The sequence below is a fragment of the Trichococcus sp. genome (genome assembly GCF_049589555.1).
Classification (GTDB): Bacteria; Bacillota; Bacilli; order Lactobacillales; family Aerococcaceae; genus Trichococcus.
The window spans coordinates 1-19,078 of record NZ_JBAWAZ010000367.1 but is presented as its reverse complement, the minus strand read 5'-3'; the positions used below and the strand labels follow the sequence as shown (position 1 = coordinate 19,078).

Annotated in this window: 17 protein-coding genes; all 17 read right to left on the bottom strand. The window is 48.5% G+C overall.

Translation table 11 applies throughout. From position 1 onward, the window contains the following. Window positions 1-37: 37 nt before the first annotated feature. Entirely contained in the window at window positions 38-787 is a 750-nt protein-coding gene (map, locus tag WBV27_RS12725) for a type I methionyl aminopeptidase (protein ID WP_424202497.1), read from the bottom strand. 360 nt (window positions 788-1,147) lie between these two features. After that, a complete protein-coding gene (locus WBV27_RS12720; protein ID WP_424202496.1) occupies window positions 1,148-1,876 on the bottom strand; it encodes a CpsD/CapB family tyrosine-protein kinase in 729 nt (242 codons plus the stop codon). Next, complete coding sequence (locus WBV27_RS12715; protein WP_424202495.1) at window positions 1,876-2,877, bottom strand: YveK family protein; 1,002 nt, start codon at window positions 2,875-2,877, stop codon at window positions 1,876-1,878. The genes WBV27_RS12720 and WBV27_RS12715 overlap by 1 nt, the downstream gene beginning before the upstream one ends. Before the next feature lie 122 nt (window positions 2,878-2,999). Next, complete coding sequence (locus tag WBV27_RS12710; protein WP_424202494.1) at window positions 3,000-4,157, bottom strand: DegT/DnrJ/EryC1/StrS family aminotransferase; 1,158 nt, start codon at window positions 4,155-4,157, stop codon at window positions 3,000-3,002. Between the two features lie 45 nt (window positions 4,158-4,202). Continuing rightward, window positions 4,203-4,829: a hypothetical protein gene (locus WBV27_RS12705; protein WP_424202493.1), complete on the bottom strand. Its 627-nt coding sequence runs from the start codon at window positions 4,827-4,829 to the stop codon at window positions 4,203-4,205. A gap of 33 nt (window positions 4,830-4,862) precedes the next feature. Next, on the bottom strand, window positions 4,863-6,644 hold the full coding sequence (locus WBV27_RS12700) for a polysaccharide biosynthesis protein (RefSeq protein ID WP_424202509.1): 1,782 nt from the start codon (window positions 6,642-6,644) through the stop codon (window positions 4,863-4,865). Window positions 6,645-6,787: 143 nt separating this feature from the next. Next, window positions 6,788-8,263, bottom strand: coding sequence for a lipopolysaccharide biosynthesis protein (locus tag WBV27_RS12695; RefSeq protein WP_424202508.1), 1,476 nt, complete (start codon window positions 8,261-8,263; stop codon window positions 6,788-6,790). 54 nt (window positions 8,264-8,317) lie between these two features. Then, entirely contained in the window at window positions 8,318-9,529 is a 1,212-nt protein-coding gene (locus tag WBV27_RS12690; RefSeq protein WP_424202492.1) for a hypothetical protein, read from the bottom strand. A gap of 24 nt (window positions 9,530-9,553) precedes the next feature. Then, window positions 9,554-10,675, bottom strand: a complete 1,122-nt coding sequence (locus WBV27_RS12685) for a glycosyltransferase family 4 protein (RefSeq protein ID WP_424202491.1) — start codon at window positions 10,673-10,675, stop codon at window positions 9,554-9,556. Window positions 10,676-10,712: 37 nt separating this feature from the next. Continuing rightward, window positions 10,713-11,678, bottom strand: coding sequence for an ATP-grasp domain-containing protein (locus WBV27_RS12680; RefSeq protein WP_424202490.1), 966 nt, complete (start codon window positions 11,676-11,678; stop codon window positions 10,713-10,715). Window positions 11,679-11,701: 23 nt separating this feature from the next. Continuing rightward, window positions 11,702-12,658 carry a peptidoglycan bridge formation glycyltransferase FemA/FemB family protein gene (locus WBV27_RS12675; RefSeq protein WP_424202489.1) on the bottom strand — a complete coding sequence of 319 codons (957 nt, stop codon included), beginning with the start codon at window positions 12,656-12,658 and terminating at the stop codon, window positions 11,702-11,704. Between the two features lie 31 nt (window positions 12,659-12,689). Beyond that, on the bottom strand, window positions 12,690-13,289 hold the full coding sequence (locus tag WBV27_RS12670) for a sugar transferase (RefSeq protein WP_424202488.1): 600 nt from the start codon (window positions 13,287-13,289) through the stop codon (window positions 12,690-12,692). Between the two features lie 28 nt (window positions 13,290-13,317). After that, window positions 13,318-14,325, bottom strand: a complete 1,008-nt coding sequence (locus WBV27_RS12665; protein WP_424202487.1) for a DegT/DnrJ/EryC1/StrS family aminotransferase — start codon at window positions 14,323-14,325, stop codon at window positions 13,318-13,320. A gap of 540 nt (window positions 14,326-14,865) precedes the next feature. Further along, window positions 14,866-15,399 (bottom strand): hypothetical protein, encoded by a 534-nt coding sequence (locus tag WBV27_RS12660; protein ID WP_424202486.1) that lies wholly within the window; start codon window positions 15,397-15,399, stop codon window positions 14,866-14,868. A 366-nt stretch (window positions 15,400-15,765) separates the two neighbouring features. Then, a complete protein-coding gene (locus tag WBV27_RS12655; RefSeq protein WP_424202485.1) occupies window positions 15,766-17,433 on the bottom strand; it encodes a hypothetical protein in 1,668 nt (555 codons plus the stop codon). A gap of 247 nt (window positions 17,434-17,680) precedes the next feature. After that, window positions 17,681-18,334 carry a VanZ family protein gene (locus tag WBV27_RS12650; protein WP_424202484.1) on the bottom strand — a complete coding sequence of 218 codons (654 nt, stop codon included), beginning with the start codon at window positions 18,332-18,334 and terminating at the stop codon, window positions 17,681-17,683. 351 nt (window positions 18,335-18,685) lie between these two features. Continuing rightward, a partial coding sequence (locus tag WBV27_RS12645; protein ID WP_424202483.1) for a hypothetical protein occupies window positions 18,686-19,078 on the bottom strand: 393 nt, incomplete at its 5' end.

The following is a 19,078-nucleotide window of genomic DNA, read 5'->3' as shown; positions in this document are numbered from 1 at the left end:
TAAAAAAGATACAGCATGCCCGTTGTCCCTGTGTTCATTATTTTTGTTGCGTCAATATTTTCGCGCCTTCTTTGGTGATGGCAATCGTGTGCTCGAATTGGCAGCTCAGTCCGCCATCTTTCGTACGGGCCGTCCAGCCGTTATCGTCCATTTTTGACTTCCAAGCTCCCGTGTTGACCATCGGCTCGATCGTAATCGTCATGCCTTCCTTCAAACGCAGGCCTTTGCCGGCATCGCCGTAATGCGGAATGGACGGACTTTCATGCATCGTCGGTCCGATGCCGTGGCCGATGAATTCGCGTACGACAGAGAAACCTTCGCCTTCTACATACGTCTGGATCGCATGGCCGATGTCGCCGACACGGTTGCCTACTATCGCCTGCTCAATCCCCAGGTATAAAGCCTTTTCGGTCACTTCCATCAGACGTTTCACTTCCGGTGTAGCTTCGCCGACCACATAACTCCAGCAGGAATCGGACATGGCACCTTTGTAGTTCACGACTGTATCGACCTTGATCAGATCGCCGTTCTTCAGTACAAATTTGCCAGGGAAGCCGTGACAAATCTCGTCGTTGACGCTCGTGCAAGTCGCATACTCGTAGCCCTCAAAACCGATTTGTTCGCAGATGGCGCCAGCAGCTTCGATGCGTGACTGCACGAAATTATTGATCTCCATCGTAGTCACTCCCGGATTGATGAAACCGCGCAATTCCTCATGGATTCCCGCCAAGATTGCCCCGGACTCTTCCATAGCTTGAATTTCGCGTTCAGATTTTAAAGTTATCATATTTATTCTATCCTCTTCCTATAAATTATTCTTTTTCATTATACATGAAATGAGGGGGATGGCTAAATATTTTTTATTCAGTGATGAAATTCTTGCCTACCCGGAAGCCTCGCCGGAGTTGCGGTATGCGGGGGACCGGCACCTCCGGTCAGCGCCGGCTTCGCCGGAGGTGCGGTACCGTCCCGAGGCTCTCCTCCGGCGAAGGTTCCCTCGCCGGAGAAGCGGATTTTCCGGGGTGTTAACTCCGAGGAGCGATGCCTTCCCCGGAGCTGAAGTAGCCGAACGGGCAGTGAAGTTTGCACCGCAAAAAAGACGACCTCATCCGAGATCGCCCTGCTTTACCGCATACATAAGCACAAATCATTCTTCATCCTGGTAGCCATAATAATAGCTGTGCTCGTTTTGGCCGCCTGGAGTACGGTTGTAGACGACGCCCAATACGTTGGCATTGACCATCTTCAACGAATCCGCGGCCTTCAGAACCCCCTCTTTCGTATCCTCACCAAAGTGCACGACGAAGACGGCGCCATCGACCCGACCGGACAGGATTTGTCCATCAGTAAAACCCAGCAGCGGCGGTGTATCGTAGATCACCAAATCAAACCTTTCCGCAACATCCCTTTCCAATTGCTTCATCCGATTGCTCGAAAGCAATTCTGCCGGATTCGGCGGCACCGGTCCGCCAGTAAGAATGGACAGCCCTTCCACTTCGCTCGTGTGAAAATAATCATCGATGCCCTTCCCTACGTGATTGGCCAATAAATTCGTCAGCCCTTCGTCATTGTGTATTCCGAATTCGCGGTGAACGGACGGCCTTCGCAGATCGCAATCCACCAACAGAACCTGGTTCCCTTGCAAAGCAAAAGTCACAGCCAGGTTAGCGGCCACGGTTGATTTACCGGCCGCTGATGTAGCTGAAAGGACAGCCAGTGACTTCAGCTTTTTGTCGATCATCGAGAATTGGATGTTGGTTCTGAGTGTCCGGAACTGTTCCGAGCCGGGGGAGTTCGGCATGGCCAAAGTGATGAGGCCGTGTGTGCGGCTCGACTTTTTCGCTTTTTTATTTTTCTTTTTTGTTGCCTCCACCATCATCGTTTCCCCCTTTTGTTGCCGACATCCACTGTCTGGCTGACTTCACTATTCTGAAGGATGACGTCAATCTTTTCTTTTGTCAGGTCGGCAACGGTCACGAGCCGTTCGCGGCTCTTGCCTGTGTGTGCAGAAGACTGTTGTTTCGTTTGTTTCTTGGGTCCCCCATTTTTCCCCGGCACTGCTGCGACAGCAGAATGCACTTGTTCTTGTACTTGTTCGAACAAGACAGACGGTTCTTCATCAGGAATCCGTTTTGTCTTTGTCGTTGATCCAGCTTCAGCAACTTTAGCCACTTTTTGTTTCTGCATGTTCGCGATTGCCGTTTTTTCTTCTTTGCTGAGTTCGGAAATGACTCCCAAGTTCGGCCAACCGATTGTTTGAATAATATACTGCTGATCATCGATAGTCTTCGCCATCGCAAAGCGCAGCATCGCTGCCCCAAAGCCGACCAATAGCCCCACGCCCAACCCGATCAAGAGATTGTTCAGGATGTTTGGGGATACCGGTTCCCTGCCCACTACCGCCTTGGAGATGATTTTCACGTTTTCGATGTTCATGATCTCTAAGACATTAATCTGAAATGTACCCGCGATTTCATTGGCTATCGAGGCAGCTTCCTCCGGATCGGGGGAAGTGACCGCCAAGGAGAAGACCTGCGATTCCTCATTGGCACTGATGAAAACCATATCAGCCAATTCTTCTTCGGTATAATCGAGTTCCAGATGATCTTTGACGTTGCCCAGGATGACGGGGCCCAGGATGATATCCTTGTAGGTGTTGATCATCTGCACATTCGAATCGATGTCATTCAGCACCAAGCCATCCACGGCGTCCGCACGATTCACCAATAGTTGCGTCCTCGCTTCGTACAAAGGCGTCACCCATAAAAAGGTGTAAGCTGCCGCAAGCAACAGGCCCACGATACCGATGCTGATGATCATCCCCAATCTCTGTTTGATTAATGCTGTTAGGTCCCTCAAAGAAACTTCTTCTTTCATGTTCTCCCCTCCGCATGTTTGGCTTGCAACCCTTTTCTCCTAAAAATCAGGTATATGTAGAACACATTTTGTATACGGTTACATTATACCACAGAATATAATGTAAGAAAAAATTAATGTGCTCAATAACGCGATGATGCCGCACCAAAAAACCAATTGATACGCGTCACGATCCGATCCAGATCGGCATCCGTCATCTTCGTGTCCGACGGCAGGCAGAAGCCACGCGAAAAGATATCCTCCGAAACACTCGGCTCTTCGGGGTTGTGGTTGAAGAACGGTAAACCTTTAAATACTGGTTGCAGATGCATCGGCTTCCAGATTGCCCTGCCTTCGATGTTCTTCGCCGCGAGGTAATCGAGCAGAGCCTTCGGACGCAGCTCGCATTCTGGATTGATCGTCGCGCAGCTGAGCCAATAGTTTGGCTCACCGTAAGGCGCAATCGGCATCATCTCCAACTCATCCAAATCACGGAAAGCTTCCATATAATATTCAAAAATATATTTCTTTTTGGCGATGCGCTGATCGAGCACCTTCAGTTGGCCACGGCCGATGCCGGCCACGACATTGCTCATCCGGTAATTATAGCCGATTTCCTTGTGCTGGTAATAAGGGGCGTTTTCTTTCGCCTGTGTCGCCCAGAACGTCACCTTGTCGATGACGCACTTTTCGTTCGCCACCAACATTCCCCCGCCGGACGTCGTGATGATTTTGTTACCATTGAAGGAATAGATGCCGACAGCGCCGATTGTGCCGGTCTGCTTGCCTTTGTAGGTGGCGCCTAAGCTTTCGGCTGCATCCTCAAGAATCGGAACGCCGTGCGCATCCGCGATGGCCTTGATGCGATCGAAATCAGCAGATTGGCCATACAGATTCACGACAACAATCGCTTTGGGATGAGGATATTTGTCAAAAGCCTTCTCCAACGCCTGCGGGGACATATTCCAGGATTCGCGCTCCGAATCGATGAAGACCGGTGAGGCGCCCTGATAGATAATCGGATTGGCCGATGCAGAGAAAGTCAAGGACGGGCAGAAGACAACGTCACCTTTCCCGACGCCCAAATACATCAAGCCCATATGGATGGCGGCCGTTCCGGAAGACAGTGCATCCGCATAATTCGCACCGGTATAAGCGCAGATTTCCTGTTCAAAACCGGTGACGTTCGGTCCCAGCGGTGCGATCCAGTTAGTGTCAAATGCCTCTTTGATGTATGCCATTTCCATTCCCGACATGTGCGGTGTAGCCAACAGTATCTTTTGGTCGTTCTTATTCAACATACCCATCTCCTTTCAAGCAAGGCAGAAAGCTTTCTAACGCATCGACTAAGTCGTGTCTTGTTTTTTTATATAGCCTATTTTTCCAACTACCTGGATGGTTTTTTCCAATGCATATCTCCCCTTCTCAAGCTCGTCATGGTTCAAGTAGTTCAGACGCATTCGCCTGTTCCTGTTGCGGGAACGGTTGATCAACTCTTCATTGCTTGCATCAGCGAAATAAACCTTACCGGGCAACAACTTGTTTTCGAATAACCTTATTGCATCAAATTCTTTGGTGCCGCAAAAATAGATGGACCAAACCGCTTGAAAAAGTCCTTGATCCCAAATGTATGGGTAATCCGCATCGTTATTCAAAGAATACAAGCGCACATTCAAATGCCAATTGGACAAAACCGAATACAGATCCTTTGCATTTTTTTGCCCAGACGACAGAATAATTTTTGTATCCCTAATAAATGCTTTTGGGGATCGCATAAACACCTGCAGCATATAAAAAAGCTTAATGGCTTGTCTGCCGAACTTGCTCTCGGGTAGTTCTGCGTTTACATCGATTAATCCCGGGTTATTTTTTTTCATATTTCCGACTAAGGTTGTTTTCCCTGATGAAGGCATACCCAGCACTTCGGCATAATTATCTTTGCTGGCGTATTTTTGCGAATTCAAAATAAACATGGCCAGGTCCCCTTTCCCATCGAATGAATGCATCTATTGGTGTCTGCAGGCATAGTTGATCAGGGTATCCTTGACTTCTTCCGCAGGCAGATTTTCCAGATTGGCCGCAAAAGCGACCGTTTCCTCCAGCGGGTAGCGGGAGGCCTTGCCGACAAAGATCTTGTCATATACTTTCCGTTCAAGCGCGCTCCGGTCGGCCAACAGTTCTTCGTATATTTTTTCGCCCGGACGGATACCCGTCTCGATGATTGGGATTTCCTCTTCCGTGTAGCCTGAAAGTTTGATCATCTTTTTGGCCAAATCGTGTATCTTGACGGGTTCGCCCATATCCAGAATGAAAATCTCCCCTCCACGGGCCAGTACCCCAGCCTGGATGACCAGACGGCTTGCTTCCGGGATGGTCATGAAGTAGCGGATCATGCGGAAATCGGTCACCGTGACTGGCCCGCCCTTCGCAATTTGATCCTTGAACAGCGGGATGACGCTACCGCGGCTTCCCAGCACATTGCCGAAGCGGACGGCCGCAAAATTGGTCTGGCCCGGCTCATTCAGTGCGGTCACAATCATCTCCGCCAAACGTTTCGTCGAACCCATGACATTGGTCGGGCGTACTGCTTTGTCCGTCGAAATCATGATGAAGCTCCCAACCCCAGCTGATTTGGCAGCTTCCGCCATATTCTTGCTGCCGAAGACGTTATTCTTCACCGCTTCGAGCGGATTCCACTCCATCAAAGGGACATGTTTATGCGCCGCGGCATGGAAGACGTAATCGGGACGGTATTTTTCCATGACATGGAAAATCCGTTTCCGGTCCTGCACATCCGCTATGACCGGCAAAATGGTGATGGCGTTACCGTAAATGCCCGATAACTCCTTGTGGATCAAGTAAATCGAGTTTTCTCCATGCCCCAAAAGAATGATGCTTTTCGGCTCGAATCGCGCTACTTGGCGACAGATTTCCGATCCGATCGAACCTCCGGCCCCGCTGATAAGGACCGTCTTCCCTTTGATTTTGTCATAAATCAGTTCGTTGTCCAGCGTTACTTCATCCCTACCCAGAAGGTCGCAGACGTTGAGGTCGCGGAAACGGTTCACCGACAGTTTGCCCATCATGACATCCTCTATCTTCGGCATCTGGTTTACTTTCACCCCAGCCTGGTTGCAGATATCGAGAATACGCTCCATCTCTTTTGCCTTCAAAGACGGGATGGCGATCGTCACCTGATCGATATGCAGTTCATTCACGAGGTCCGGAATGTCCTCCTCCTTGCCCAAAACCGGGATGTCCATCAGACGGGAGCACTGCTTGCTTTCATCCCGGTCGACAATGCCGACGATCTTGATTGCATTCGGACGGCGCATCAGACTGGAAATGAAAATGCTCCCTCCTTCGCCCGCACCGACAACCAATGTCCGGATTTTCCCCTTATCCTCGGTGCGCATTTGTTGGGTAACCCCCTCATGATATTCGTGGACACCGCGCCAGATGATCCGGATGCCGGGAATGAACGTCATGGAAAAGAAGTACATCAACAGAATGTAACGCATGCTCACCAGACGGATCAAACCGGTGGAGATGATTGCCGACAGCAGGAAAGCGATGCTCAGGGTCCGGACGGTACTGACGATTTCGTTGACGCCGGTGTAGTCGGGGAGGTTCGCAAACAAATGCCGACTTCCCCCCACCACAAGATAAATGCCGGCAGTTATTCCGATCATCATGATATAGAAGACGGTCGGTTGACTGATGTAGTTCTCCAGCAGCCCGTACGCCAACAATGCCGCAAGCACAATGCAGGCGCTGTCCGCCAACATGAGCAAGATGGCCTTCCTCCTACGAGAAAACGCTTTCATTTCATTCACCATCCATTCAATAATAGATTTCTTTTTTCAGCTGAACGAACCCGCTCAAGCATGAGGCGAAGATCCGCCTCTTTCCTAATCAGCATCGTGCATCCTCAGTCATCATCTTTGTGTATCTTTTCCACTGCCGGAGCCTTCCCCTTCTTTTTTAATAAGCCGCTCAGAAGCGAAACAAACGGTTCATATCCTTTCGTGACCCATAAATATGCCCCATATAGAGCCATTGTCAAAAACAACTTGAAGCCAAACGACAAGAGTACATTCGTGATGGGTACGTAAGGCGTCACCAGTTCCAGGATGGCCACCATAATCACTATAGCCAGCAGGTCCTTCGAAAAATGCGTCAGGAATCCAATCGGTGATTTATGGAACCCTTTCGTCATCAACATCGTTATCGTAGTGAACATATTGCCCCAATTCGCTACTGCCACTAACAGCGCGATTGTTTCAATGCTCCCGGTCCTTACGCCGAGAATGATGAGGGCACCCGTGAACACGGCATTGATGCACCCGGCTTTAAACAATGTCTTTGTGTCCCCGAGGCTTTGGAAGATAGCCTTACTGGTGGATACAAACAAGATCGGGTAAATGGCAGTCGATAAATATTGGAAAGGTTTGACCGCCTGCAGCCATTGATCCCCATAGAGCAAGGCAATGATTTCATAGCCTGCAGAAAAACAGAACGGGATGCAGAAGGCCGCAACCTTGGAAATCAGTTCCTGGATCTTCATGTACTTGACGTAAATGATCTCTTTCACGTGTTGGTACTCGGATAAGATGGGATGCAGAACCGGCGCTATGATGCCACCAGTAAAGTTGACAGGGTATTTCGTTATTTTGTATGCCATGTCGTAAAAGGCCAATGGTTTGCTTCCTAAAACAATACCGATCAACAGATTATCCAAGTTCTGTTCGAAATAATTCATCAGATTGGAGGCAAATTGAAATAAGCTGAACGCCGCCACCCCTCTGATTGCCGCAAAGTTGATTCTGGCGGTGATTTTTACTTTTGAAGTCTGTTTATTCCACATGAATTTCATGAATGCGGAAGCGATCGATTGCCAGATGAGCGCGTAGTACTTGAAGCCTAGCAGTGCCAAAAAAATGGCTAACCCATACCCTGCAACATCAACGATTATGACCCGGATGCCGATGAGGGCAAATCTTTTTTCCTTCATCAATACCGCTTTCGGAACCATGTTGATGGTATTGAAAAATACGGATAAGGAAAGGATGATGCAGATCATGACATAGACATCACTCTTATAAATACGGGCAATGGGGTACCCCAACAGCATGAACAGCAAAGCCAACACGAATCCGAGAAAGATGGTAAAAGTAAAGATGGAATCGATATCCTTTTTGCTGAGGTCTTTCTGTTGGATGACAGCCGCCCCGAATCCCAGATCCGATAATCTTTCGAAAAATGTAGTGAACACCATTACGGCTGCCACAATTCCATAGTCGTCCGGCACTAAAATGCGCGAGAGGATAGCGGTAAAAATGATGTTCATAAAAACAGCAGAATATCTGGAGGCTGCATTGATCGCGGCCGCTTTTTTGATTGACATATCACCCAAAACTACCATCCCCTCCCGCCATTGCGCTGCAATCCTGCAGCCGCATCACCGGAGCAGTATATCTCTTGCGGCATTTTCCGGTTGTCCGGCAAGCAAGGCTGCCGGCACCACCGCTGTCTCCTTATCAGTAGCCTGTTTTTTGTGCAACACATTCAGCAACACGAAAATCATCCAGAATAGTGACTGACGTTGATTCAGCAAGGTCAAGCTTTCCAGGAACAACGAAAGCACAATGGCTATGTTTATGGTCGACAACACACCTATGTTTTTCCAGATCCAATACAGCAGCGCTGCAGTAGGCAAGATACCGTAATAGAACAACATGCTCAAAAGCGTCGAATGAACTTCACCGTCCAGATAGGACTGATCGAAACGCTCTTGGTACGATTCCCCCGCCCCATAAAGGAGCTTTTCAGGATAGAGATAGAGCCTGTCTATGCCCCGCTCCTGGATGTTCGTCGGACCGGCCGCACTTTCGTTCATTCTGCTCAACTTTTCCTCCGCCCGTGCGACGATGCTGGATTCCGATAGGTCGGCTGCATAATCACCTATTTCCGGGCTGAACAGCACCAGTGCAGCCAAGAAAGCCGTCACAGTCAGTATGGACCGCACGCTGTGTTGGCGTTGGGCGAGCATCTTGACATTCGGTAACGCTTCCAATCCGTAGAACAGCATCATCCCCATCAGCATCCCAGCGGAAGCAGTAAAGAAAATCAGCGCCATTGCGATGACGTGATACACCCAACTGAGTTTCCCCCCCTTGATGCGACTGATCAAGAAAGCCATCATCAAGGAAATATAAACGAAAAAAGCCATCTGGTTCGGATCGTTGAATGTGCCCATGTAGCGAGAAGCCGCAAAATATCTCCCGATTCCGGTGATGTAGAAAAACAGCTGCAGGATCAAATTGATCTTACAGACCCGAGCCACATTCACCAAAAAAGCACCCTGTTCTTCCGCGTATGCCCTGAATGTCAAGACAACCAACAGATTGTAGACGTAGTACAAGGAGGCCTGAATGAAATTGCTTTCCCCGTAGAGCACGCCATAGAACAGGTTGATCGCAACGATACAGACGACAAAATAGAATAGCCACTTGTCGTTTTTATCGATGCTGATTTTTTCCGCTTTCTTTACGAAAAAGACATAAAGACCAAAGGACAGGATGAAGAATACGTCCGCGATCTGCAGTCCTCCAGAAGAGAACCAATAGAAAGGTTTCATCAACAAAAACAAAAGGAACAAATACTGATGCATCCGCAAACTGAACACCTCCTTCCGCTAAGAAAGCAACCCTTGATAGATTCCCTTCATTTCCTCCAGCACGTTTCCCGTCGCGTATTTTTGAACTTCAGTCAAGTTGGCCTGACTCATCCTCAATCGCAACGATTCATCCGAATAGAGCTGCCGAATCTTTTCGGCGAACATTTCCGGCGAATCATCCTGGATGACGTAGCCATTCTCTCCGTCCTTCACCAAATCCCGGTTGCCCCGGCAGTTGCTGACAACCAACGGTATCCCTGTCGCCATGGCTTCCATGATATTGACAGGCAAACCCTCCTGTCTGGATGAGGAAACCGCTACGTCCACAGTCTGCAATATCCTGTCGACATCATATCGGAAACCCATCAATTCCACATGTTCCTCCAGATGGAGCTGCTGGATCATTTCCCGGTAACGTGTTTCGTTGGGGCCTCTGCCCAACAGAAGCAGTTTAAGATTCGGGATGTCCTTGACCAATTCCCCTGCTGTTTCGATCAGCAAATCTTGGTGTTTCCGATCGCACAAAGCAGCCGCATACATCAAAATGAATGCATTTTCGTCAAATCCAAATTCCTGGCGCATGCGCTTTTTCTCTTCACTTTCCTGAACAGCAAAACGGTCAAGATCCACCCCGACGCCATCAACAAGTTCAATCTTTTTGGTGCTCAATTTCTCCTTTGCCCGACAGTAATCTTCACCGTTCATGGTGATCATCACATCGGTGTCGCCGGCCAAGAGCTTCTCTATCGGATAGTAAAACAACCAATTTTTCAGCGATGCCCCTTCAAAAAAATGGAACCCGTGAACCGTGTAGATGACCTTCACGCCCGGAATCCCTTTGCAGGCCAACCGCGCCAAAACAGAAGCCACAGGCGTATGCGTGTGCACCCAATCATATTCTCCGCTCTTTATCAATTTTTTCAGGCCTTGGTAGGCGCCGTAATTTTCTTTCATGAGCGGCGAACGTTGGAAATCCAACTGGAACACCTGACAGCCACGATCCAACAGAGTCTGATTAATCGGATAGTTCACGTTGCATGCCATATCCACCGAATGCCCTGCATCCATCAGCATGTGCATATGCGGAACCAAAAATGCATTGATTGTACCAGATACAGTTGTTACATACAAAATCTTCATGAAAATCCCTCCCGGATCTTCCGCAATGATGCCGGCTTCAATTTCTGTCCATGATCTTCACTTCGTTGTACTTCATCATATAGATATTTTCCTTATAGTCACCGATTGCTGCTTCGTTTATCTTGCCTGAAATGTTGTTGAAGATCATCTTCGGAACATTGACGCCGCAAGCATAGGCATGCGGATAGCCCCCGCCGAAACGCGGGTTCACTTCCGAGAGGTAGTATTGGCCTGCCACCTTAAAAATATCGATGTCGATGATGCCGCGGAAACCCGCCTTTTCGGCCATTTTTTTGATCATGCCGAAAAGCTCATCATCCTTTACAGAGACAGATTTATCCGTCTCCCCCGCACGCATCTTGATTTTTTCTTTGATGAAGATGGAGACGACTTCGCCGGAAATCATGTCAATGTAGACATCAGCGCCATACTCGGCTCCGTCCATAAATTCCTGGATCAGCATCCCTTCATGATGGCCCAGCATCAGATCCAGCTCATCTTCAGAGAATACTTTGTTGATACCGATGCTGGCGCTCCCTTTCACTGGCTTCACGAAGACTGGGTATGTCACTTGCCCTGTTTCGACAGCAGCTTGGAAATCCGCCTTATCAATATAGCTTTGCACCGTCCGGAAGTCATTTTTCGTCAAAAACTGGAACATGCTGTATTTGTCGAAACACATTTCGACTTCCTCATAGCCCGAAACGATAGGCAGCGTGCCGATGTCCAAAAAACGTTGTCTGTTTTCGGCCAAAAGGCTCAATTCCGGATCGATCAGCGAAAGCACCGCATCCACTTTTTTTTCCTTGCACAATGACAAAATGACATCCAGGTAGCCTTCCGCATCCTCCCTGGGCACTATGAAATAATCATCCGCATCGTACAATGCCGGCGCCAGATCACTGCAATCCGTCGCGAATACTTTCCCCTCAACGCCAAGTTCCTTTTTGAAAGCTTGCACAATCTTATTCCGAGTTCCGCAGCTCAATATCAATATGTTCATTATCAGCCGCACCCCTTTCCGTTTCAGCCTTTCCTGTAAGCAGGGAAAAAATTCTCTCTTGGTCCACCGGCCTGTTCGACCAGCTTCGCGTAAATCGCTTCATCGCGTATCTTCGTACCGCGATAGTAAGGGAATTCCTTGGTGCATCGCTTTTTGAACATTTCCACTGGACTCCCTTGTTTCGCTCCGCCCCAGTCAAAAAGTGTCTTGCCTTGTTCCAAAGCATAGAGTGCCGCATGATACATGGTCACTTTGTTCGCATTCGTATTCCGGTACTGCTGATCGGTTCCGCAGAAGATTCCATGGGCGATGTCCGGTCCCAGGAAAAACAGCGTGGACGAAACGGCTTTCCCGTCGAGATTCGCTTGCGCAAAAAGCATTTCATCCGGGAACATTTCGATGCATTTGCCGACGAACGCTTTGTCCAATCGATAATAATCGCTGGCATCAAAACGTTCTTCAGTGTAGCAATACAGCTTCAGGAAATTCTCGATGAACGGTTCATCATTGCCGAACTGGACTTCCATCCCCATCCTTTCGGCCTTCCTTATTTTCTGTCTTTCATTGGAAGGATACTCCTCCATAAAGAAATCGCAGGTCAAATCGTTGCAGTAGACATTGCCATGGAAATTCAGATCATACACTTGCGTAAGGCCGGCATAATGGTCGTGCCAAGGACTGAAGCGGATAAATTCCGCTACAATTCTTTCTTCTGCGCAGTACTTTGCGAACGCTTCATCAAAGGCTGTGGCCATTTGCGCACGATCTTCGGTACGGCAATTTTCGAAGCGGATTCCCGCTTCTCCCCTCGGTGTGACCAGATCGAAATATTCGGTGCCAGCTACTGTCCCAGCCGACCGCTTGACGAACGGGTAAACGATTTTGCTGTCGTCTTTTTCAAAAACATAGCTGATCGCTATGCCCTTTTCTTTTTCCTGTTGGAGAATTCCCCAACGGTCATCCATATAGATGCTTCTCATAAACACATCCCCTTATCGAAAAACGAACGCATCAGGTATCGGAGTTGTAGATGCCATCATGTTTGAAGACTTGTTCGATCGTTCTGAAAATGATTTTGCAATCCATCGCAAATGACAGTCTGTCGACATACTCATTGTCGTATCTGATTGCCTCATCCCAAGTCACGGCATTCCGATTGATCACTTGTGACCAACCCGTGATCCCCGGCCTTGCATCAAACCTTTTTTTTGCCCACTCGGGATAATTCCCGTAACCATCATAAGGAATATATGTAACCGGCGGCCTCGGCCCCACGAGACTCATCGAGCCCTGCAACACATTCATCAATTGCGGCAATTCATCAATGCTGGTGCGTCTTAAAATCCGGCCGATTTTGGTGATCCGGTCATCCTCTTCGCCCTCGACATGGACGCCCGCCCCCATATGTTCCGCATTAGGGACCATCGTCTGGAACTTGATGATCTTGAAGGTCTCTCCATTCCTTCCGATCCTGTTTTGAAAGAAAAATGGTGAACTTTTGGCGCTCAAGACAATGCCCAAGGATATGATGAGGAAAAACGGCGCAAGCACAAGCAGCGCTATACCGGAAATCACGATATCCAACAATCTTTTGATGACGTTTCTGTACATTTTCGACCCTTCCTTCCCTGAATCGGAATCATCGACCATCAAAATCGGTCAGCACATCGGCAATGTAGGCCATATCTTCCAGGCCATAACGCTGATCGACCGGGATGCAAAGAATATGCTTGTATATCCATTTGACGCTTTGGGAGGCGTTCTCCAGCGATAAGCCTTTTTCGCCATCAAAACTTGGCCAGAGAATAGGTGCATAGACAGATCGCGCACTCAAGAAGTCCTGCAGCAGTTTACGGTCGCTTTCCGCAACCGTGAATACCGGCAGGAACAGCGGCACGACAGCATCAGGCATCGTCGCAAAGACAGCCTCTATGCTCTGCAGCGCATTCACTTTTTGTACCAAAAAGCCGTAATTCTCTCTTCGCTGTTTTTGCAATGCAGCGACAGCCACATTGGCCAAAATCGCTTTTGAGCAATCACCCAAGGCATGTATCCCGCCTTGGTTTTCCAGCATCGTTTCCGCATCCCGGCATTTACCCAGCACTTCCGGCTTTTCGCCAATTCCCTCCATGATATAGCGATATTTCCCGTACAACGCATCCAGTTTGGCTCTCTCCAGTTCACCGTCAATGTGTGTCGGCTTGTCCTGGAAAGGTCCTTTCAGTGAGAGCGCCATCCCCCCCTCCGGAATCCCGAACCATTTACGCAGGCTGGTCACATAGTAATCCGCTGCTGTCAGCCTGGGTATCCCGGAGTACAAGCTATGTGTGACATCCTCGATGATGATGACGCCTTGCTTGTGCAATTCCCCGAATACCTCTTCCATAGGAGTCAAAGTATCAAAACCGTAATAATTCTGCACCAAAATGACCGATGGCCGCATCTTCTCGACCTTTTCTAAAAACCGCTCTTTCGAGATGGTCAAATCCTTTTCGATATCGTAATAATCCACCTGGTAGCCATTTTCGACAAACGGCAAAATTACGGAAGAGCAAGTGAACGACGGCAGCAAAGCAACCTTTCTTTGTTGGTTCATATGAGCGATGGCCAACAAGATGGCACCTCGGCCGGTTGAGGTAAAAGCCATATCCCCCTCCGGCAAGCCAAAATCCTCATTATTGAGTTCCGCAACAACAAACTTGGTTTCGGGGTCAAGCCAAAAATTACTACCAATCTCTGAATGTCTCATATGAATCGGCACCTTTCTCTCAACTAAGTATATTAAACATATCAACAGGCACCGATTGGGATCATCCGATCATCGCAGTGGCTGTCCTCAGAAGTTCTGGTCTTCATTTTGATTTTATTGAATCCGCTTCCATTAAAGGGCTTCAGTTTTGTTTACAATAAATAGCGGGTCAACGGTGGGCTTGTAAAATTATCTCCAGAGCGAATGGACGTCGAAGAAAAATTAAAAATAGGGATGAAAAATGGGGGTGTTAAAGGGTATGGATAAAACCGGTGATGATGCACTAATGTATTTAAATATCATGCGGAGAAATATTGTGAAAAACCTAACAATCCCAATCGATATTGCAGCGCTTTTCACTTTCAAACAGAACAAAAGAAAGGCCCACTCCGCAACCGCTGGAAGTTGTCGTGCAGACCTGTATAATTGCGTGCCCTGCTACTCGATCTTTTCAAGCCATTCTTCCCGCCAAAACATTAAGCAACAGCGGTCGCAACGACCAAAAGCGGTAACACCTTCACACATGACATTCTCAAGTAAAATGATGCCGTTACATTTCTTAACTTTAAGTTCACGTTCGTCCACGAAGCGCTCCATCGATTTCAGGACGCGCTGCGTGGTACCGCAATAGCGCTCCATCCCATCCATAAAGGCGCAACCACGCGTTTTTCTTGAACCATTGAGCATAGCATTTATTTCTTCCATAGTACGCACGCGAACGGTGTCCCCTGCCTTCAAACGCACGCCCGTCAAAGCTGGCACCACTTTGGGAGCAGGCATTTCTTTGCCCAATGTTTTAAAAAGATATTTTTTTGCGACAGCAGCATTTTTATGGAGGGCTTTTATCTGAGTTGGACTCAAATTTCTCTTGATGGACAGCTGAACACGTTTCTTCAGTGACTGAGGCGGCAGTTTCACATTACCTTCAGCTATATCTCTCAAACATGGAAATTGACATTCATTTTGATCCATCTCGAACCATCTCCTTTTCATCATGAGGCCAGTTCCTTGACCTATTTTCAGAATGGCATTGTATCCGTTCAGTTGACCTATCTTTTGCATCAATGAAGAATCCGGCAAAAGTAAAACGCTTTCTGTATTAATTTTACTACATATACTTCTTCAAATCCAATTAAATAAACCAATATGCTTCAAAATCATTATAGTTACTGTAGTACCAGTTCTTATCAATATAATGTCGCATCATTTTTCCATTATACTTTGTATCAGCATCCTGATACGGACAGTTCGTTAGGATACTTGAATATCTGCCGTCGGACAGTCCATTGAAACGGTGGGTCTTTGTTTATGGATAGAGGCCAGGCATAATGCAAGCTGCTAGTCTTTCGAAATCTTCCATTCGGCCGCGACAGGATCGGATGTGGTCGCCACCCATTCATAAGGTTCCCCGTCGACAGGCGTCCTCAACACGGCAGTATCGCCCACAAAACCGGCGACATCGGCAACATTCGGATCGGATTCGACCCAGATTGTCCTACTGCTCTCTATTTTGGTCGTACCGATGGCCTGATCGCCTGCATAACCCGCTTGCTCGCTGTCCAATTTCATATTTTTAAGAACGACCGTTGTGTAGGGCTTTTCCTCCATATAGTCCAAAAAGCGGAACGGAACGTTGGTGTTTTCCCCGTATTGGACACCGTCAAGCACCATTTCATAAACTCTGGCCCAAACTAGAGGTTTCATGGCGATCGCTGTGTCACAATCAAAGCTGACATTGTTGATGGATGAATACGCCACACCGAGAGCATAGTAACCAGTCTTGAAGCCTTCGCCAAAAGTACAGTCATTCAACGTAATCTTACCGAAATATCCCTTCAGCGCGATCAACCCCTTGTCCGTTTTGATTGGATCGTCTTTATCCGACCGTTCGAAGGCGCAGTCATTGAACTCCGTATAGTAGTCCTCTTTCGACAACTCATTGAAACTATCCATTACACTCACCATTGCGCCGGTGACGTCTGCCGTACTGCTGGGCGTCACTGTTATTTTGGTATTGTTGAAGGTGCAGTTTGTGGCGTTGATCACATCCAATTGCCCGATGTCGGAGTCGCTGATCGTAATCTCATTCTCGAATCCATAAACTTTCGTTATCCCGCCGACAACGGTGAGGTTATCCACTGTGGCCACCGATCCTTCAGGCATTGAAATATCGATATCGCAGTATGCCTGCATCGCGTCGATAGTGAGGTTCACTTTTCCGGGGGTATCGATTTCGATATCCATCGCCTTTCCGAATGTGCCTTTTTCACCCACAAAGTCGGTTATCCGAACGTTCGAAGGGCTGCCGCTGGCGACAACGCCCCCCCGGAAGCAATTGATGGAGGAGCAGCCGATGACCGCTACATCCGCGTTCGTATAGACATGGACGCCATCCGCACACCAGTTTTGGAAACGGCAGTTGATCACCTTGCCTCGCAGCATCCCCTTTTTTTCCAACGACCCGCTTAAAAAAATACCAAACTGGTGCTCTTTCTCATAATTCATGAATTCGCCCTGGTTCCAGCAGTTGCCGTCAAGCGTCAGTCCCTCAATGATCAGATAATCGGAATCCTCTGACGATTCCCACTTCCGGTTCTGGGTCGTGAACATCCGAGTCGCTTTCGGTTGGTCATCGGCCAAAGTGACACTGGCACCGTAGCCGACGATCCTGAGCCCAGCCTCGATATCCACTTGCCGCACCGTATAGGAACCGCCGCTAGGGAAAAGCAAATCTTTGTTGTTCTCTATGCAGTAATCGACCGCCCGTTGAATCCGCTCGGTGTCATCCTTATCCGTCTTTCGTTTCGGGAACGCCTCCACGCTGATTTCGCCTTGTGCGGCTTGGACATCCGCTGCCTGGCCCACTTGTGCTTCCGATGGCGCAACAGCATTGATCATTTCATCTATCGCGCTGTTTGTGCGCAGAATTTGCACCATATCCGGTAATTTGCTATACAGAAGGCTCATCACTATGACGGGCAGCAACAGCAATACCGTTTTTTTCACTCCAATCCCTCCTTCAGGAGACGACCGCAATTTCAAAGAATGTGCGCAAAGGCAGTCGCCGTGCAATCCTACCGTATGTCCTACACTTTGCATTATATCAAAAAAGCGCTTCCAATAACATCAACAAGCGCTTGGATCAGCCGAATGATTTTTTCTGTATCACAATTAAAGGACCATATGACTTTATCACCGGAGTCCCTATAAATGATAAATAGCCGAAAAACACTGATTTCATAGTGTTTTTCGGCTATTTATTTTTCCAGCGCAACCACAACTTCCTAATACCATAGTAAAGCATGATGCCTAGGGCTGCGCCCGAACCGTCGATGAGGATATCCTTCAGCAGCGGGCCGCGGCCGGGCACAAATATTTGATGGAACTCATCACTGATGGCGTACGCCACACAAAGCAGCAAGCTGATGCCTCTCCGTTTCCAGACGGACACGGCGGTAGCTTCGTTCTTCATCGCATGTGAAACCAGAAAACCGAGAATCAGATAAGCGATGAAGTGGGCGAATTTTCGCATCAATCGGCCTGCGTAGACAAAACTGGTATTCTGCACGAAATCGACGAACAGAAACAGACTGACCGCCAGCACCAAAAAAATTGCGGTTCCTCCGATGATCCAACGTTTTTTGATGCCAAAAAGCTTCGGTTCCTCCGCCTGCGTTTCCAACAGGTAGATAAGCATCAAGATGCCGACCAAAAACACGACCGTACCCTGCGCACGCGTGAAATACTCAATGAATGCGGAAAGCTGATTGAGCACGTCCGCGAAGAAGCGCGTCACGCTTCGGCTCAGGACGATGGACTGGTCCGCCGGTTGGGCGGACAGGATGAAGATGACGATCATCCAAGCAATTACCGGCAGCAAATCGAAATACCGTCGCTCCTTTTTCACGGGCATCGCCTCCTTTCATTTCCGAATGAATGTTCCTTCCAGTATATCAGAAAGTTGGTGCGCGTTGAAGTGCGACGGCCGAACATTTTTGCACACTTGCGCTCTTGCGCTCACTCCTCCGGGGAGCGACGGCTTCGCCGGAGCTGGCGCCGATTTGCGCGGCTGTACTCCGGGGAAGCTTCCCTCATCGGAGCTGGTGCGTCACTTCCCAAGGCTACCTCCGGGGACGCACGGCTTCGCCGGAGGTCGGCTAACCTCACCCGCCGGGTGCCCCCGGCCAGACATGCATGCTGTCTCACACAAAAAATCTGCACCATCACAAACTTAAGTGATGGTGCAGATCGTTTCATATTACTGCGACTCTTCGGAACCAGCCACATAATAGAATAATTCAAAAGTGAATGTACCGCTGAAAGACTCCTCGGCAAGCTTTTCGAACCCAAAAGAATAGATATTCCAGATGCGGTCCAATCCCTCGAGTTTCTCGACAAGCCTCTGCATGTTGCCCGCAGTATTGCTTGTCATTTCAACTTCGTAAGTGCTCTTCATGTAACTTTCATCAAGTCCTTCAATCGGTTGAGGTTCTCCTACACGTGCAATCTGTTGCACAATGACATTCTCATCAGCAGCGGTCTGTTCCAGAACAACCAGCTCTTGATTGACCTTTTCGCCTTCAGGTAAAAATCCCCAGGTTTCTTCATACATTTGTTTGTAGTCAGCCAGCAGCGTTTCCTCTGGTGGATA

Excerpts from the sequence above, each read along its gene's own strand:
- WBV27_RS12675 (WP_424202489.1), bottom strand. The coding sequence starts at position 12,658 with ATGAGAAGCATCTATATGGATGACCGTTGGGGAATTCTCCAACAGGAA.
- WBV27_RS12715 (WP_424202495.1), bottom strand. The coding sequence starts at position 2,877 with ATGAAAGAAGAAGTTTCTTTGAGGGACCTAACAGCATTAATCAAACAG.
- WBV27_RS12660 (WP_424202486.1), bottom strand. The coding sequence starts at position 15,399 with ATGGATCAAAATGAATGTCAATTTCCATGTTTGAGAGATATAGCTGAA.
- WBV27_RS12680 (WP_424202490.1), bottom strand. The coding sequence starts at position 11,678 with ATGAACATATTGATATTGAGCTGCGGAACTCGGAATAAGATTGTGCAA.
- WBV27_RS12720 (WP_424202496.1), bottom strand. The coding sequence starts at position 1,876 with ATGGTGGAGGCAACAAAAAAGAAAAATAAAAAAGCGAAAAAGTCGAGC.
- WBV27_RS12705 (WP_424202493.1), bottom strand. The coding sequence starts at position 4,829 with ATGTTTATTTTGAATTCGCAAAAATACGCCAGCAAAGATAATTATGCC.
- map (WP_424202497.1), bottom strand. The coding sequence starts at position 787 with ATGATAACTTTAAAATCTGAACGCGAAATTCAAGCTATGGAAGAGTCC.
- WBV27_RS12665 (WP_424202487.1), bottom strand. The coding sequence starts at position 14,325 with ATGGCTTTTACCTCAACCGGCCGAGGTGCCATCTTGTTGGCCATCGCT.
- WBV27_RS12700 (WP_424202509.1), bottom strand. The coding sequence starts at position 6,644 with ATGTTGGCGGACAGCGCCTGCATTGTGCTTGCGGCATTGTTGGCGTAC.
- WBV27_RS12670 (WP_424202488.1), bottom strand. The coding sequence starts at position 13,289 with ATGTACAGAAACGTCATCAAAAGATTGTTGGATATCGTGATTTCCGGT.
- WBV27_RS12695 (WP_424202508.1), bottom strand. The coding sequence starts at position 8,263 with ATGTCAATCAAAAAAGCGGCCGCGATCAATGCAGCCTCCAGATATTCT.
- WBV27_RS12685 (WP_424202491.1), bottom strand. The coding sequence starts at position 10,675 with ATGAAGATTTTGTATGTAACAACTGTATCTGGTACAATCAATGCATTT.
- WBV27_RS12690 (WP_424202492.1), bottom strand. The coding sequence starts at position 9,529 with ATGCATCAGTATTTGTTCCTTTTGTTTTTGTTGATGAAACCTTTCTAT.
- WBV27_RS12710 (WP_424202494.1), bottom strand. The coding sequence starts at position 4,157 with ATGTTGAATAAGAACGACCAAAAGATACTGTTGGCTACACCGCACATG.